At 64.3% G+C, this 15,527-nt stretch carries 12 protein-coding genes, 4 tRNA genes and 1 pseudogene; all 17 read right to left on the bottom strand.

Annotated elements, in window-relative coordinates; genetic code table 11:
• Positions 1-27: 27 nt before the first annotated feature.
• Positions 28-891 carry a DUF2242 domain-containing protein gene (locus tag DMX12_RS23130; RefSeq protein WP_110679542.1) on the bottom strand — a complete coding sequence of 288 codons (864 nt, stop codon included), beginning with the start codon at positions 889-891 and terminating at the stop codon, positions 28-30.
• A 200-nt stretch (positions 892-1,091) separates the two neighbouring features.
• A tRNA-Asp gene (locus DMX12_RS23125) sits at positions 1,092-1,168 on the bottom strand.
• A 140-nt stretch (positions 1,169-1,308) separates the two neighbouring features.
• Positions 1,309-1,385: transfer RNA gene (locus DMX12_RS23120), tRNA-Asp, on the bottom strand.
• Positions 1,386-1,484: 99 nt separating this feature from the next.
• A tRNA-Asp gene (locus DMX12_RS23115) sits at positions 1,485-1,561 on the bottom strand.
• Positions 1,562-1,627: 66 nt separating this feature from the next.
• Positions 1,628-1,703: transfer RNA gene (locus DMX12_RS23110), tRNA-Val, on the bottom strand.
• A gap of 299 nt (positions 1,704-2,002) precedes the next feature.
• Positions 2,003-2,773 carry an SDR family oxidoreductase gene (locus DMX12_RS23105; RefSeq protein ID WP_177411282.1) on the bottom strand — a complete coding sequence of 257 codons (771 nt, stop codon included), beginning with the start codon at positions 2,771-2,773 and terminating at the stop codon, positions 2,003-2,005.
• Positions 2,773-3,984: an O-succinylhomoserine sulfhydrylase gene (locus DMX12_RS23100; RefSeq protein ID WP_054905333.1), complete on the bottom strand. Its 1,212-nt coding sequence runs from the start codon at positions 3,982-3,984 to the stop codon at positions 2,773-2,775. The genes DMX12_RS23105 and DMX12_RS23100 overlap by 1 nt, the downstream gene beginning before the upstream one ends.
• 16 nt (positions 3,985-4,000) lie before the next feature.
• Positions 4,001-5,506 carry an amidophosphoribosyltransferase gene (gene purF, locus DMX12_RS23095; RefSeq protein ID WP_009683775.1) on the bottom strand — a complete coding sequence of 502 codons (1,506 nt, stop codon included), beginning with the start codon at positions 5,504-5,506 and terminating at the stop codon, positions 4,001-4,003.
• Between the two features lie 42 nt (positions 5,507-5,548).
• Positions 5,549-6,106 (bottom strand): CvpA family protein, encoded by a 558-nt coding sequence (locus tag DMX12_RS23090; RefSeq protein WP_029886425.1) that lies wholly within the window; start codon positions 6,104-6,106, stop codon positions 5,549-5,551.
• A 577-nt stretch (positions 6,107-6,683) separates the two neighbouring features.
• Positions 6,684-7,334 carry an SPOR domain-containing protein gene (locus DMX12_RS23085; protein ID WP_009686027.1) on the bottom strand — a complete coding sequence of 217 codons (651 nt, stop codon included), beginning with the start codon at positions 7,332-7,334 and terminating at the stop codon, positions 6,684-6,686.
• A gap of 4 nt (positions 7,335-7,338) precedes the next feature.
• Positions 7,339-8,625: a bifunctional tetrahydrofolate synthase/dihydrofolate synthase gene (folC, locus tag DMX12_RS23080; protein WP_110679540.1), complete on the bottom strand. Its 1,287-nt coding sequence runs from the start codon at positions 8,623-8,625 to the stop codon at positions 7,339-7,341.
• Positions 8,625-9,518, bottom strand: coding sequence for an acetyl-CoA carboxylase, carboxyltransferase subunit beta (gene accD, locus DMX12_RS23075; protein WP_054905870.1), 894 nt, complete (start codon positions 9,516-9,518; stop codon positions 8,625-8,627). Before accD ends, folC begins: the two co-directional genes overlap by 1 nt.
• A 219-nt stretch (positions 9,519-9,737) precedes the next feature.
• On the bottom strand, positions 9,738-10,358 hold the full coding sequence (locus DMX12_RS23070) for a phosphoribosylanthranilate isomerase (protein WP_110679539.1): 621 nt from the start codon (positions 10,356-10,358) through the stop codon (positions 9,738-9,740).
• 61 nt (positions 10,359-10,419) lie between these two features.
• The gene (gene truA / locus DMX12_RS23065) at positions 10,420-11,280 is read right to left on the bottom strand and encodes a tRNA pseudouridine(38-40) synthase TruA (RefSeq protein WP_009686022.1); all 861 of its coding nucleotides are present in this window, start codon (positions 11,278-11,280) and stop codon (positions 10,420-10,422) included.
• A gap of 103 nt (positions 11,281-11,383) precedes the next feature.
• The gene (locus DMX12_RS23060) at positions 11,384-14,152 is read right to left on the bottom strand and encodes a FimV/HubP family polar landmark protein (protein ID WP_054912575.1); all 2,769 of its coding nucleotides are present in this window, start codon (positions 14,150-14,152) and stop codon (positions 11,384-11,386) included.
• 71 nt (positions 14,153-14,223) lie between these two features.
• On the bottom strand, positions 14,224-15,228 hold the full coding sequence (locus DMX12_RS23055) for an aspartate-semialdehyde dehydrogenase (protein ID WP_110679538.1): 1,005 nt from the start codon (positions 15,226-15,228) through the stop codon (positions 14,224-14,226).
• 225 nt (positions 15,229-15,453) lie between these two features.
• Positions 15,454-15,527 (bottom strand): annotated as a pseudogene (locus DMX12_RS30430) (maturase); the annotation flags it as partial.

Here is a 15,527-nt window from a genome sequence, read left to right as displayed (position 1 = left end):
TCGCCAGCGGCCAGCACTGCCAAAGCATCAAGGCGTGGCCGTGGCTGCCTCGGCCGGCTGCGCTTCCTGCTGCACCTGAATCGGCGCCGCTTCGGGCGGCGGTGCCAGCGGCTGCGAACCTTGGCTGTCATCCACCACGGGTGCCACTGGCGCCTCCGTGGCTGGGGCAGCCGCTGCTGGCGCGGGCTGCGCTTCGGTGACAGGCGCGGCCTGCGCGGCGGGCGTAGTTTCAGCAGCGGGCGCCGGCGCTGCTGCCGCTGGGGTCGGTGCCAGCGGGTTCGCCGCCGCTTGCTCCGGCAGCCCCAGGGTAACCGCCGGCTTTTCCACTTTTGGCGCTTCGACCTTGGCTTTGCTGACCTTCTTCGGCTTGGGCAGGTAACTTTCCACCAAGGCAAAATAGCGATCGTAGAATTGCGCCGCCGTTACCGTCTCGCTCGCGACCTTGACCATCGAGTCGTCGCTGGAGCCAATCGGCATCGACACCGACCCCAGCACGCCCACGCCCAGGCTGGCCGAGGTGTTGGACTTTTTCAGCGCGTAGCGGTCCTGCAGGGCGTTGGCGAACATGGTCGAGTGCTGGTCGTCACTCGCGTCTGGCGCGCAGGTAACGTTAAAGCTGATCTGCAGGTGGTTTTCGCTGTTCTGCTGGAAGCTCTTGTTGCCCACTACCTGGTTGGCACCGCTGCTGGTGATGATGTAGCCCTGGCTGAGCAAGGCGCGCCGCGCCGCCTCGCAAGAGCCGGCATCGCTTACTGGGAAACTGCGCGAGAACGTACCCGAGTCAGCGAAGTTCTCGTGCTCGTAGACGGCCGCTTTTTTCGAGGAACAACCGCTCACGCCCGCCAGCACCAGGGCCAGCCCGAGCGCACCAAAGACGGAAGATCTGGTCATTGCGTATTCCGGGTATGTCGAGAGGGTGCCTATTGTGCAACACAGCAGGCAAGCACACCAACCACTGGTCGGTGAAGAACCTGTAAGGTTGGTGTAAATGTGGGCCCAGGCCAATAACAGCCAGGTACCAGAACGAAAAAAGCGACCCGAAGGTCGCTTTGACGTTGCCTCGAGGCGTTCATGGGGCCTTGGGGCGAAGATGGCGCAGCGGACGGGACTCGAACCCGCGACCCCCGGCGTGACAGGCCGGTATTCTAACCGACTGAACTACCGCTGCGTATCATTCAGGCTTGCGCCCGATTGAAACTGGGTCTGACCTTGGGGCACGAGGGCCGCGAGGCAGGCACAAAAAAAGCGACTGGATCATCGCTTCTCTCGTGTTTGTTTCAAGGCGTTCTAGGGACCTTGAAACGAAGATGGCGCAGCGGACGGGACTCGAACCCGCGACCCCCGGCGTGACAGGCCGGTATTCTAACCGACTGAACTACCGCTGCGTATCGTTCAGGCTTGCGCCCGATTGAAACTGGGATCAGCCCAAGGCGTTGGCCTTGTGGCTTCAGACCGGTGCCAGGCACCCATCTGTTACTGAAAAATGGCGCAGCGGACGGGACTCGAACCCGCGACCCCCGGCGTGACAGGCCGGTATTCTAACCGACTGAACTACCGCTGCGCAGTGCGTTCCTCTCTGGCTCTGGGCTTCTTGCGAAACCTGAAGCGGCAGGAACATCTCAGGAAGTGGTGGGTGATGACGGGATCGAACCGCCGACCCTCTGCTTGTAAGGCAGATGCTCTCCCGGCTGAGCTAATCACCCTCGCGATGTTACTTGTTGCGTTTGCTTCGCCGAGGCCGCGAAATTTACGCAGGTGGCGAAGCTAAGTCAATAGCCCCGTTGGATTTTTTTTGAAGAAGTGGCAAGTGGCAAGTGGCAAGTGGCAAGTGGCAAGTGGCAAGTGGCAAGTGGCAAGTGGCAAGTGGCAAGTGGCAAGTGGCAAGAAGAAGCATGGGGTCGCTTGATGAATTTCTGAACCCTACAAATGACGAAGGAACCTTGCGGTCCCCTCTTGCAGCTTGCAGCTTGAAGCTTGAAGCTTGAAGCTTGAAGCTTGAAGCTCAGGTGTAGATCATCTTGCGGGTCATGCCGCCATCGACCACGAACTCCTGGCCAGTGACGAACGCCGCCTGCCATGACAGCAACCAGGCAACCATGGCAGCCACATCCTCCACGGTCCCTACCCTGCCCGTCGGGTGCTGGGCGTGGTCGGCTTCGCTCAACGGCTCGGCACGGCGCTGCGCCGGGTCACGGGCATCGATCCAGCCAGGGCTCACCGCGTTGACGCGGATCTCCGGGCCCAAACTTATCGCCAGCGCATGGGTCAAGGCCACCAGGCCGCCCTTGCTCGCCGCGTAGGCCTCGGTATCAGGCTCGGACTGCCGCGCCCGGGTGGAGGTGAGGTTGACGATCGCCCCGTTGTGCGCACGCAGGTACGGCGCACAATGCTTGGCCAGCAGCATCGGGCCATTGAGGTTCACCGCCAGCACCCGGTTCCACTGCGCCAGGCTCAGGCTTTCCAAGGTCTGGTTGTGCGGGTTGGCGATCGCTGCATTGCACACCAGCGCATCCAGCCGGCCAAATTGCCCGAGCACCTCGGACACCCCGGCACTGACCTGGGCCTCGTCGGCAACGTCCATGGTGATGAACCAGGCATTGTCACCCAGAGCCTTGGCCACCTTGGCGCCCCGCTGCCGGTCAAGGTCGCTGAGCACCACCTGCCAACCCTCGCAGATCAACCAGGCGGCAATGCCCAGGCCGATGCCGCGCGCGGCACCGGTCACCAGGGCTACCCGGCCGTTGTGGCCCGGGGTGCTGCCGCCAATCTGCATCACAGTGCGGCCAACCCGCGCGCCAGGTCGGCCTGCAGGTCTGCCACGTCTTCCAGGCCCACGGCAACGCGGATCAGGCTGTCGCGAATACCTGCAGCCTCACGCTCCTGAGGCGACAGGCGCCCGTGGGACGTGGTGGCCGGGTGGGCGATGGTGGTTTTGCTGTCGCCCAGGTTGGTGGTGATGGAAATCACCCGAGTGGCGTCGATGAAGCGCCAGGCGCCCTCTTTGCCGCCCTTGACCTCGAAGCTGACCACTGCACCAAAGCCACTCATCTGGCGCTTGGCCAGGGCGTGCTGGGGGTGGCTTGGCAAGCCGGCGTAATGCACCTTCTCCACGCCGTCCTGTTGCTCCAGCCACTCAGCCAGGGCCTGGGCACTTTCGCAATGCGCACGCATGCGCAACCGCAAGGTTTCCAAGCCCTTGGTGAAGATCCAGGCATTGAACGGGCTGAGGGTCGGGCCTGCGGTACGCAGGAAGCCCACCACCTCTTTCATCTGCTCGGCTCGGCCGGCCACTGCGCCGCCCATGCAACGCCCCTGGCCGTCGATGAACTTGGTCGCCGAGTGGAACACGATATCGGCACCCAGCTTCAACGGTTGCTGCAGTGCCGGGGTGCTGAAGCAGTTGTCGACGACCAGCATGGCGCCATGGGCATGGGCGATTTCACTGAGGGCAGTGATATCGACCAGTTCGGCCAGCGGGTTGGACGGCGATTCGACGATCAGCAGCTTGGTATTGGCCTTGATGGCCTTTTCCCAGCCCGCGAGGTCGGCCAGCGGCACGTAGTCCACCTGCAGGCCGAAGCGCTTGAAGTACTTCTCGAACAGGCTGATGGTCGAGCCAAATACGCTCTGCGACACCAGCACATGGTCACCGCCACTGCACAACGACATGACCACCGCAAGCAGCGCCGCCATGCCGGTGGAGGTGCCCACGGCCTGCTCGGCGCCTTCCATCGCTGCCAGCCGCTCTTCGAAGACACGCACCGACGGGTTGGTGTAACGCGAATAGACGTTGCCTGGCGTTTCGCCGGCGAAACGCGCAGCGGCGTCGGCCGCCGTGCGGAACACATAGCTGGAGGTCAGGAACAGCGCTTCGCTGTGCTCGCCTTCCGGTGTACGGCTTTGGCCAGCGCGCACCGCCAGGGTGTCGAAACCGACACCCTCGAGGTCGCTGTCCAGTCGCCCGGCATCCCATTGATCCGTCATGCCGTCGCTCCCTGAATCAGTTGTTGTAGAGGTCGATGATCGCGCTGACCGCCTGGTTCTTGACCTTGGCCAGGTCGTTACGGGCCTGCTCGATGCGGTCGAGGTAGGCTTCGTCGATATCGCCGGTGACATACTCACCGTTGAACACCGCGCAGTCGAAGTGCTCGATCTTGATCTTGCCGCCGCCGACCGAGTCGATCAGGTCCGGCAGGTCCTGATAGACCAGCCAGTCGGCGCCAATCAACTCACCCACCTGTTCGGTGGTGCGGTTGTGGGCGATCAGTTCGTGCACGCTCGGCATGTCGATGCCGTAGACGTTGGGGAAGCGCACTGCCGGGGCTGCCGAGCAGAAGTAGACATTCTTGGCGCCGGCTTCGCGGGCCATCTGGATGATCTGCTTGCACGTGGTACCGCGCACGATCGAATCGTCCACCAGCATCACGTTCTTGCCACGGAATTCCAGTTCGATGGCGTTGAGCTTCTGGCGCACCGACTTCTTGCGCGCCGCCTGGCCAGGCATGATGAAGGTACGGCCGATGTAACGGTTCTTGACGAAGCCTTCGCGGAACTTGACACCCAGGCGGTTGGCCAGCTCCAGGGCGGCGGTACGGCTGGTGTCGGGAATCGGGATGACCACGTCGATGTCGTGATCGGGGCGCTCGCGCATGATCTTGTCGGCGAGCTTTTCACCCATGCGCAGGCGCGCCTTGTACACCGACACACCGTCGATGATCGAGTCTGGGCGGGCCAGGTAGACATGCTCGAAGATGCATGGCTGCAGCTTCGGCGCTTCGGCGCACTGCTTGGTGAACAGCTGGCCTTCTTCGGTGATGTACACCGCTTCGCCGGGTGCCAGGTCGCGGATCAGGGTGAAACCCAGCACGTCCAGGGCGACGCTTTCGGAGGCAATCATGTATTCCACGCCTTCGTCGGTGTGACGTTGGCCGAATACCACCGGGCGAATGCCGTGTGGGTCACGGAAGCCGACGATACCGTAGCCGGTGATCATTGCCACCACGGCGTAGCCACCCACACAGCGGCTGTGCACGTGGGAAACGGCAGCGAACACGTCTTCTTCGGTCGGCTGCAGTTTGCCGCGCACCGCCAGCTCGTGGGCGAACACGTTGAGCAGCACTTCCGAGTCGGAGTTGGTGTTGACGTGGCGCAGGTCGGACTCGTAAATCTCCTTGGCCAACTGTTCGACGTTGGTCAGGTTGCCGTTATGTGCCAGAGTGATGCCATACGGGGAGTTGACGTAGAACGGCTGGGCCTCGGCCGAGGTCGAGCTGCCCGCAGTCGGGTAGCGCACATGGCCGATGCCGATGTTGCCCACCAGGCGCTGCATGTGGCGCTGCTGGAACACGTCGCGCACCAGGCCATTATCCTTGCGCAGGAATAACCGGCCGTCATGGCTGGTCACGATACCGGCAGCGTCCTGGCCGCGGTGCTGGAGGACCGTAAGCGCGTCATACAGCGCCTGATTGACGTTCGACTTACCGACGATACCGACGATGCCACACATGCGACGCAACCCCTACTTTGATGAAACTTGAGTGAATAGCGCTCAGGGCTTAGCTGGCCCGAGCAACTGTTCCTTGAACGGAAGATCAGCCGGAGCGCTGATCAGACCACCGGGCGACCATTGGCCGGCGAAACCCAGAATCAGGTTTTTCGACCAGTCGGCGACCAGAAGAAATTGTGGTATCAGGCGCGATTCCTGCCACCAGGTGTCCTGTTGAACCGGCCCCAGGCTGATCAGGCCGATGGCCACCACTACCAGCAAGGCCCCGCGCGCGGCGCCGAAGGCCATGCCCAGGAAGCGATCGGTGCCGGACAGCCCGGTCACGCGGATCAGCTCGCCGACCAGGAAGTTGACCATGGCCCCCACCAGCAAGGTGGCGACGAAAAGAATGGCGCAGCCGGCGATGACGCGCATCGATGGCGTCTGGATGTAGCTTTCAAGATACACCGAGAGCGAACCGCCGAACATCCAGGCAACCGCACCGGCAATGATCCAGATGAGCAAGGACAAGGCTTCCTTGACGAAGCCGCGCTTGAGACTGATCAGTGTGGAGACGGCGATGATCGCGATGATCGCCCAATCAACCAGGGTAAATGCCACGGTGCTGCCTGCAGACGTTTGAGGCGGCGCATTTTACCAGAGCGGTGGGGGCTTGGGTAAGCGGAATGTCAGGTGGATTGGTGTTTGCTTCATCGCCGGCAAGCCACACACAGGGACTGCATAAACCTCACGCTATGTGCAGCCCCTATGTCAGATGGATGGGTGTTTGCTTCATCGCCGGCAAGCCAGCTCCCACAGGGATTGCATCAGGGCTGACAAGTGTTTGCCACAAGGTATGGCAGCCCCTGTGAGAGCGAGCGCCGCCCGCGCGGCGCAATCGCGAGCTGCGCTCGCTCCTACGTTTGTTTCGGGCCAATTATTCCTGTGGGATTTGCGCGCGAACGCCTTGGTGCATGCCTCAATATCGCGCCGTACAAACAAGGCGGCCGCACGCGCCTGTCACAGGCGTTACTGGCCCGAAACAAACGTAGGAGCGAGCGCAGCTCGCGATTGCGCCGCGCGGGCGGCGCTCGATCTCACAGGCGCTGCATATCTTCAGACAAACGCCTGCCAGCCCTGATGCGATCTCTGTGTGTGTGGCTTGCCGGCGATGGGCGGCAAAGCCGCCCCGGCGATATCAGCCGCGCTCAGGCTGGAAGCGCACCACAAAGCCCTTCAGGCTGTTCTGGCGGTTGACCGCATCGCGTACGCGCTCGGCCTCGGCGCGCTCGATCAATGGCCCCACATACACCCGGTTCATGCCGCCGGCCGAACGGATATAGGCGTTGTAACCCTGGCTACGCAAGGTTTGCTGCAGCTTCTCGGCACCGGCGCGGTTGGACAGGCTGGCTAGCTGGATCGACCAGCTGACCGGCAGCCCGTTGACGTCGATCTTCGATGGCGCAGCCTGGGCCGGCGTCGCTGCAGGTTTGGTTTCGACCTTGGCCGCCGGTGCGGCGGCCTGCGGCTTGGCCGGCTGGGCCTGTGCCTGGGTCTGCGGCGAGGCCGTGATCGGCTGGCTGGGCGTGCTGGCAGGGGCAGTCGACTCGTCGACCACCACCGGCGCCGACTGCGGTGCTTCAGGAACTTCCTGCGGCTGCGGCACAGTCACCGGGTCTACCTTCACTTCCGGCAGGCTGGGCATGGCAGGTGCCTGCGGGGCTTCGACGCGCACCTGGCGCATCTCGTCCTCGCGGGTGAACAGCATCGGCAGGAAGATCACCGCCAGTGCCACCAGCACCAGCGCACCGACCATGCGCTGTTTCATCCCTTTATCCAGCACTGCCATCTACTCAACCCTCCTGGGCATGCCGCTCCAGCCACGCCAGGGCCTGGGCGACACAGAAAAACGAACCGAACAGCACGATCTGGTCATCTGCCGTTGCCTGCGCGCATTGCCCTTCGAGGGCCGCGTCGACTCCGGCATAAGACTTCACCGCCGCGCCAAGGTTCGTCAAGGCGTCGGCCAACTCGGCAGCCGGCCGGCTGCGCGGGGTGTCCAGCGGGGCCACGGCCCAGTCATCGATCAGCCCGTGCAGCGGCGCGACCACGCCTGCCAGGTCCTTGTCGGCGAGCAGGCCGAATACCGCCAGCCGGCGCCCCTTCAGCGGCCGGCTCGCCAGGCGCCGGGCCAGGTACTGCGCCGCATGCGGGTTGTGCCCGACATCCAGCAGCAGCTCCACCGGCCGGCCCTGCCAGACCAGCTGGCGACGGTCTAGACGCCCGGTAATCCGGGTATCCAGCAACGCCTGGCGCACCTGCGCGGCATCCCACGGCAGGCCCATCAACAGGTACGCCTGCAGGGCCAGCGCGGCGTTTTCCATCGGCAGGTCGAGCAGCGGCAGGCCGTTCAGCTCAACGGGCGCGCCATCGGCTGCAGTGCCACGCCAGTTCCAGCCGTTTTCGGCGCTTGCCAGGTCAAAGTCACGGCCGCGCAGGAACAATGGCGCTGCCAGTTCGGCGGCTTTGTCCAGCAGCGGTTGTGGCGGGTCGAGATCGCCGCACAGGGCCGGTTTGCCCGGGCGGAAGATACCGGCCTTTTCAAAGGCCACCTGCTCGCGGGTGTCGCCCAGGTAATCGACATGGTCAACGCCGATACTGGTCACCACGGCCAGGTCGGCGTCCACCACGTTCACGGTGTCCAGGCGCCCGCCAAGACCCACTTCCAGCACCACGGCATCGAGCTGCGACTGGCGGAACAACCAGAACGCAGCCAGCGTGCCCATCTCGAAGTAGGTCAGGGAAATATCGCCCCGCGCCGCCTCCACGGCGGCGAAGGCTTCGCACAGGCGCTCATCGCTGGCCTCCAGGCCATCGATCAGCACCCGCTCGTTGTAGCGCAACAGGTGCGGCGAGCTGTACACGCCGACCTTGAGCCCCTGGGCGCGCAGCAACGAGGCCACGAAGGCGCAGGTCGAACCCTTGCCGTTGGTGCCGGTCACGGTCACCACGCGGGGCGCCAGCTTACCCAGCGCCAGCCGGGCAAGCACCTGCTGCGACCGCTCCAGGCCCATGTCGATGGCCGAGGGGTGCAACTGCTCGAGGTAGGCGAGCCATTCGCCCAGGGATCGTTGTTTCATCACGCGACGGCAGCCGCCTCACGCGCTTGCTCGGGGGTTTCCTGGCCAGTCATCTGCGCCAGCAGGCGAGCCAGGCGCGGGCGCAGTTCGCCACGGGAGATGATCAGGTCGATGGCGCCGTGCTCCAGCAGGAACTCGCTACGCTGGAAGCCTTCCGGCAGCTTTTCGCGTACGGTCTGTTCGATCACGCGCGGGCCGGCGAAGCCGATCAGCGCCTTCGGTTCGCCGACGATGACGTCGCCGAGCATGGCCAGGCTGGCGGACACACCGCCGTAGACCGGGTCGGTCAGCACCGAGATGAACGGAATGCCTTCTTCGCGCAGGCGCGCCAGCACCGCCGAGGTCTTGGCCATCTGCATCAGCGAGATCAGCGCCTCTTGCATGCGCGCACCGCCGGAAGCGGAGAAGCAGACCATTGGGCAACGGTGCTCCAGGGCGTAGTTGGCAGCGCGGACGAAGCGCTCACCGACGATGGCGCCCATGGAACCGCCCATGAACGAGAACTCGAAGGCACTGACCACGATCGGCATGCCCATCAGGGTACCGCTCATGGAGATCAGCGCGTCTTTTTCGCCAGTCTGCTTCTGCGCGCCGGTCAGGCGATCCTTGTACTTCTTGCTATCGCGGAATTTCAGGCGGTCGACCGGCTCGAGGTCGGCGCCCAGTTCGGCACGGCCTTCGGCGTCGAGGAAGATGTCGATGCGCGCGCGTGCGCCGATGCGCATGTGATGGTTGCACTTGGGGCAGACATCGAGGGTTTTTTCCAGCTCCGGGCGATACAGCACGGCCTCGCAGGACGGGCACTTGTGCCACAGGCCTTCAGGCACCGAGCTCTTTTTCACCTCGGAACGCATGATCGAAGGGATCAGTTTGTCGACTAACCAGTTGCTCATGCTTTTTTTCTCCAGTATTGGCAGGCGGGGCCGTTATCGTCGGCCTGCCCTGCCCTTGAGCTCAAAATCTGTTACGAAACGATGATGGACCGGCCGCCGGGGCTTCCAGCGCGCCACTCCACCGCTAATGCGTTGTGTTGCCGCCACCATGGGTGCGGCTGCCCGGCAGGGCTGCGAATGCTATGGACGATGGCGCGCAGCCAGCCGTCACATCTGCCATCACGCCTGCCTCACCGCCTGCATGAAGGCTTTGATCTTCGCGGCGTCCTTGATGCCCTTGGCCTGCTCGACCCCACCGCTGACATCCACCGCATAGGGCCGTACCTGGGCGATGGCCTGGCCGACGTTGGCCGCCGAAAGCCCACCGGCAAGAATGATCGGTTTGCTCAGCCGCGCCGGTACCAGGGACCAGTCGAACGCCTCGCCGGTTCCCCCAGGCACACCCGCCACATAGGTATCGAGCAGAATGCCGCGAGCGCCGGCATAGCGCTGGCAGGCTGCCTCGAGGTCATCGCCCGGGCGCACCCGCAGGGCTTTGATCCAGGGGCGGTGGTAGCCCTCGCAGTCCCCCGGGGCTTCATCGCCGTGGAACTGTAGCAGGTCCAGTGGAACCACTTCGAGGATCTCGTTCAATTCGCACCGCGAGGCATTGACGAACAGCCCTACCGTGGTCACGAACGGCGGCAGTTCAGCAATGATTGCCCGCGCCTGGCGCACGTCCACTGCGCGTGGGCTTTTGGCATAAAAGACGAAACCGATGGCATCGGCCCCGGCCTCGACAGCAGCCAACGCGTCTTCGATGCGGGTAATCCCGCAGATCTTGCTGCGAACATAGCTCATGAAACGCGAACCCTGATGATAACGGTCAAAGGCCGGATGTTAGCAAATGGCTTTTCGCCCGTCAGTCCGCCAACCCTTCATAACCGCTTAAAAAGTGTGGGCCAATGTAACGCCTGGGCAGGGTGAACGTGTCGGGGTACTCCACCTGCACCAGGTACAGCCCATAGGGATGGGCGGTTACCCCGCCTTCGCGGCGGTCACGCCCTTCCAGCACCTCACGCGCCCAGCTCACCGGGCGTTCGCCGCTACCGATGGCCATCAACACGCCGGCAATGTTGCGCACCATGTGGTGCAGGAAGGCGGTGGCGCGCACGTCCAGCACGATCATCTGGCCATGGCGGGTAACCCGCAGGTGGTAGATATGCTTGATCGGCGACTTGGCCTGGCACTGGCTGGCGCGGAAGGCGCTGAAATCGTGGGTGCCGAGCAGCGACTGTGCGGCCTGGGCCATACGCTCGACGTCGAGCGGGCGGTGGTTCCAGGTCACCTCCTCGGCCAGGTGCGCCGGGCGGATCGGGTCGTTGTAGATGACATAGCGGTAGCGCCGGGCGCATGCCTTGAAGCGGGCATGGAAATCAGCCGGCATCGGCTGCGACCAGACCACACTGATGTCGTGCGGCAGGTTGAAGTTGGTGCCCATGGTCCAGGCACGTTCGTCGCGCACGGCACGGGTGTCGAAATGCACAACCTGCCCACAGCCATGAACACCGGCATCGGTGCGGCCGGCGCAAACCACGGCGATCGGCTCGTTGGCGACCTTGGACAGCGCTTGCTCCAAGGCCTGCTGGACACTGGGCACGCCGCTGGCCTGGCGCTGCCAGCCGCGGTAGCGTGCGCCCTTGTATTCCACGCCCAGGGCGATGCGGGAGTAGCCTTCGGCCGCAGATTCGGTGGCGGCGGTGTCGATGATGTCCAAGAGCATGAAACCTGTGGGGTGTACGAAATGGCGGGGATTATAACGACAACGGCAGCCGCGTAGGGCTGCCGTTGCTTGTCCACTGTAACCGATGGCCGCCTCGCTGGCGTCAGACCAACCGGGACAGCATGTCCTTGGCTTCCTGGCGCTGAGTGTCGTCGCCGTCCTTGACCACTTCGTCGAGGATATCGCGTGCGCCCTGGCTGTCGCCCATGTCGATATAGGCGCGAGCCAGGTCCAGCTTGGTGGCCACTTCATCACTGCCGGAGAAGAAGTCGAAGTCGAGATCGTCCAGCGGCTCGGGCTCTGGCTGCGCGGCTGCATCTTCGCTGGTGAAGTGTGGTTCCAGCGAGGGCGCCTCCAGGCTCTGCGACAGCTTGTCCAGCTCGGCGTTCACGTCATCGAGTTCCGAGGCAAAGCTTTTGTCTGCCGGCGAGTCGTCTTCCAGCGACAGTGACAAGTCGAAGTCCGAGGGCAGATCGAACTCGGAGACCGGATCGAACTCTGGCACGCTGTCGAAGGCCGCCAGCTCGGCAGCCACATCGCCCGCGGCGGTGTCGGCTGCTGGCGCAGCAGCGGGGGTGACGGGTTCGGTGACATCGAGGTCGAAATCCGACAGGTCGACCGCAGGTTGCGGCTCGGCCTGGGCCAGCATGGCTTCGAAATCCGCATCGGCGTCGGCTTGCAGGTCCTCATCCAGGGCGAACGGCTGTTCTTCTGGCGGCGCACCTGGCTGCACCGGCTCGTCCAGCACCGGCTCGGCGATCACCAGCTCATCAGGCACTGGCGCCTGCGCCGCGGGCTCGTCGAGCATCGCCGCGGCCAGCGGATCGTCCTCGGGCAGGTCTTCCCCAAGGCCAAGGTCAAAGGCATGGTCCAGGTCCGGCTCGCCCAGCCCCTGATCCTCCAGGCCGGCGACGTCCAGGATAGGCACTTCATCGAGAGGGTCCAGCCCGGCATCAGGTTCAGCGCCAACCTCCGGCTCAGCCACTGCCTGCGGTTCGAGCTCTGGCACCTGCTCAGGCACCCCATCGGCAACGACCGGCGCCGCGGCGTCGTCGTGCAACAACTCCTGCACGTACTGCTCGTCCATTTCGGCAGCCAAAGCTGCCGCGCCCAGGCCGGCAGCTGCCAGGCCCAGCATGGCTGGGTAGCGTTCTTTCAACTCGGCCACAGCGGCGCCATTGTGCTCGCCGGCTTGCAACTGGCGCTCCTGTTCGGCGAAGGCCGTCTGATCGCCCTGGCGGGCATACACGTCCATCAGCTTCAGGCGCAGGTCATCACGGGCCGGGGCAGCGGCCACGGCAGGCTCCAGCAGATCGGCGGCACGGTTCAGGCGCCCCTCGGCCAGGCACTGGTCGACCTCCGCCAGCAGCGCGGCGTGAGGGTCTGCCGGTGGCTCTGCGGCAGCCGGTTCGGCCACTTTTTCCGCAGCCACGGCAGCGGCGGCCGATGCGGCGACCACTGCAGGCGACAAGGTGACGCTCGGCTCGGCTACTTCGACGCCGTCGAAGCTTTCGGTGTCGGTGTCGAAACCGGTGCCCTGCTCTTCTTCCAGCGCCCGCGCCATGCGCAGGTGCTTTTCCGCCTCTTGTTGAGCCTTGCGCTTGCGCGCCAGCAGCCACAACAGCAGTGCCAGGACAAGAATGGCAGACCCGGCGATCAGCCACAGCAGCCAAGGGTTACCGAGAATCTGCTCGAGCGCGCCGTTCGCCTGGCTGGCCGGCGCCGGGGCAGGCTCTGCCGCCGGCTTGCTGGCAGGTGCAGCCTGGGTGGGGGCTGGCTCGCCGCTCGCCTCGGCACCTGCCGCAGGCGCTGACGCGGCTTGCGGCGCGGGCGCCGGGGCGACGCCTGCCGGGGACGGCGTGGCGGCACCCTGCGCCTGAAGACGCGCCAACTGGTCGTTTTTCAGGTCGATCAGACGCTGCAGCTTGTCCAGCTGGCTCTGCAGGTCACTCATGCGGCTCTTGAGTTCATCGTTATCGCGGCGGCTGGTATCGAGACTTTCCTGCGCCACCGCCAGCTTGTCGCTTAGCGCTTTGGCCTGGTCGGCCCCCGCCTGGTTGCCCGGGCTGACCAGGCGCAGGTTGTCGCCTTGGGCAACACGCGCCGGGGCGGCGTCGGCGGCACCACGGCGAGTGGCGTCCAGCTGACGGGCCCGCGGGCCCAACCGACGGCCCTCACGCCAGGCCGCGTACTGCTCGGCCACCTCACGGTTGGCCTCGGCCTGGGCGATGCTCTGAACCTGCTGCTGGTCGGGCAGGCGCAGCACCTGGCCAACCTTCAGCTGGTTGATGTTATTGCCGATGAAGGCATCCGGGTTCAGGGCCTGGATGGCGATCATGGTCTGCTGGATCGAACCGCCCTGGGTGTTGCGAGCGGCAATTTGCCACAACGTGTCGCGACGCTGGGTGGTGTAGCTGCTGGCAGCGGTACTGGCCGGGTTGAGATTGCCAGCAGCCGGTTTGTCGCCCTGGGCCTGGGCCTGGTCGAGCAACACGCTGTAGTCACGCAGCAGGCGGCCCTGCGGCCACATCACCTGGACCAGGAACTTGACCACGGGCCCAGGCAGCGGCTGGCTGGAGGTCACCCGCAGCACGCTTTTGCCGTTGGGGTTGATGACCGGCGTGAAGGTGAGGTCTTCGAGGTAGGCCGCGAATGGCACCCCGGCCTTGCTGAACTCTTGCGCAGGCGCCAGGCTGGGTGCCACTTCGGCGGCCTTGAGGTCGCGCACATCGAGCAATTCGATCTCGGCGTCCAGCGGCTGATTCTGTGCCGACTTCAGGGTCAGCTCCCCCAGGCCCAGCGCATTCGCCATGCCAGACGACAGCGCTGAAGCTGCAGCCATGGCCAGAACCAGTTTGCGAATTCGAAGCATGACCTCTTCCCTTGTATGAATCGTCCCGAAACCTGCATGCGGAGCAGGACAAAAGTGCTCGCCAGTATCTTTTACAGCCTGTGTTTAATCAACAATTGCGCCACTTGCACAGCGTTGAGCGCGGCACCTTTGCGCACGTTGTCGGTGGTCAGCCAGAGGTTGAGCTGCTGCTGTTCATCAATACCGTGCCGTACACGACCAACATAGACCACGTCTTGCCCGACTGCGTCACCAACCGGGGTTGGATAGTCATCATTTTCCACCCGTTCGATACTGTCGGCAGCCTCCAGGGCCTGGTTGACCGCCGCCAGATCGACCGGGTGACGGCTTTGCACGGCCACACTGAAGCTATCGCCGAAAAACACCGGTACTTGAATGCAGCTCACGGAAATCTTCAGCTCAGGCAGGCCCAGCAGCACACGCAGCTCAGTGACCAGGCGGCGCTCCAGCGCAGTATGGCCCTGATCGTCGGCGGCACCGACCTGGGCCAACAGGTTGAACGCTACCTGGCGGTCGAAGAAGCGTGGCTCCAGCGGCCGGGCATTGAGCAGTTCGGCAGTTTGCCTGGCCAGTTCGCTGACGCCCTCGCGGCCTTGTGCCGAAACGGCCAGTGCGGCCATCACCTGGATACGCTCGATTTCCAGCAGGCCCTTGAGCGGCGCCAGGGCGACGGCCAAGGCGACAGCGGCCGAGCACGGGCTGACAATTCGCGCGGGCAGCGCCAGGCTGGCGATGCGCTCGGCGTTGGCTTCGGGCACCAGCGCCAGGGCGTCGTCCAGGCCACCGGAGAGGTCGATCACCGTGCAACCGGCTTGCAGCGCCTTGCCGGCAAAGCTGCGGCTGACCGCAGCGCCAGTGGCGAAGAACGCCAGCTTGACCTGGCCGAAGTCGAAGCTGTCGACTTCGCGAACCTTCAGTTTCTTGCCGGCGAACATCACGCTGCTGCCGGCCGACTCCATGCTGGCCAGCAGGTGCAGGGTTGCCACGGGGAAATCCAGTTCTGCGAGGATCTGTACCAAGGCTTCACCGACGCTGCCGGTGGCGCCGACGACGGCGATGTCCAATGGGTGTGTCATGGTAGGGATCCTCTTGCAGAAAACGGCGGGGGCGGCACTTTACTCGGATTGCAGGGTTTTGTCTGTGATGGCTACAGCTTGGTTGGGCCAGCTGCGGTAGCAGACTGCTTGACGGGGCCAGCGGTGGTTCGCGTGGGCTGCAGCAGCTGGCGCCAATCGAGTAGGAGGCGGGTCACACCCGCCGTCCTCTCACACCACCGTGCGTACGGTTCCGTACACGGCGGTTCAAGTTATGCGGCTAAGCCGGTTGATCGTATCCAGTATCGAGACCAGCCCGAGTCGATCCCATATTTTCTTCG

The organism is Pseudomonas sp. MB-090624, assembly GCF_003205245.1.
Lineage (GTDB): Bacteria > Pseudomonadota > Gammaproteobacteria > Pseudomonadales > Pseudomonadaceae > Aquipseudomonas > Aquipseudomonas juntendi.
Note: the sequence above shows the minus strand (reverse complement) of the source record. Positions and strands in the feature narration are given on the sequence as shown.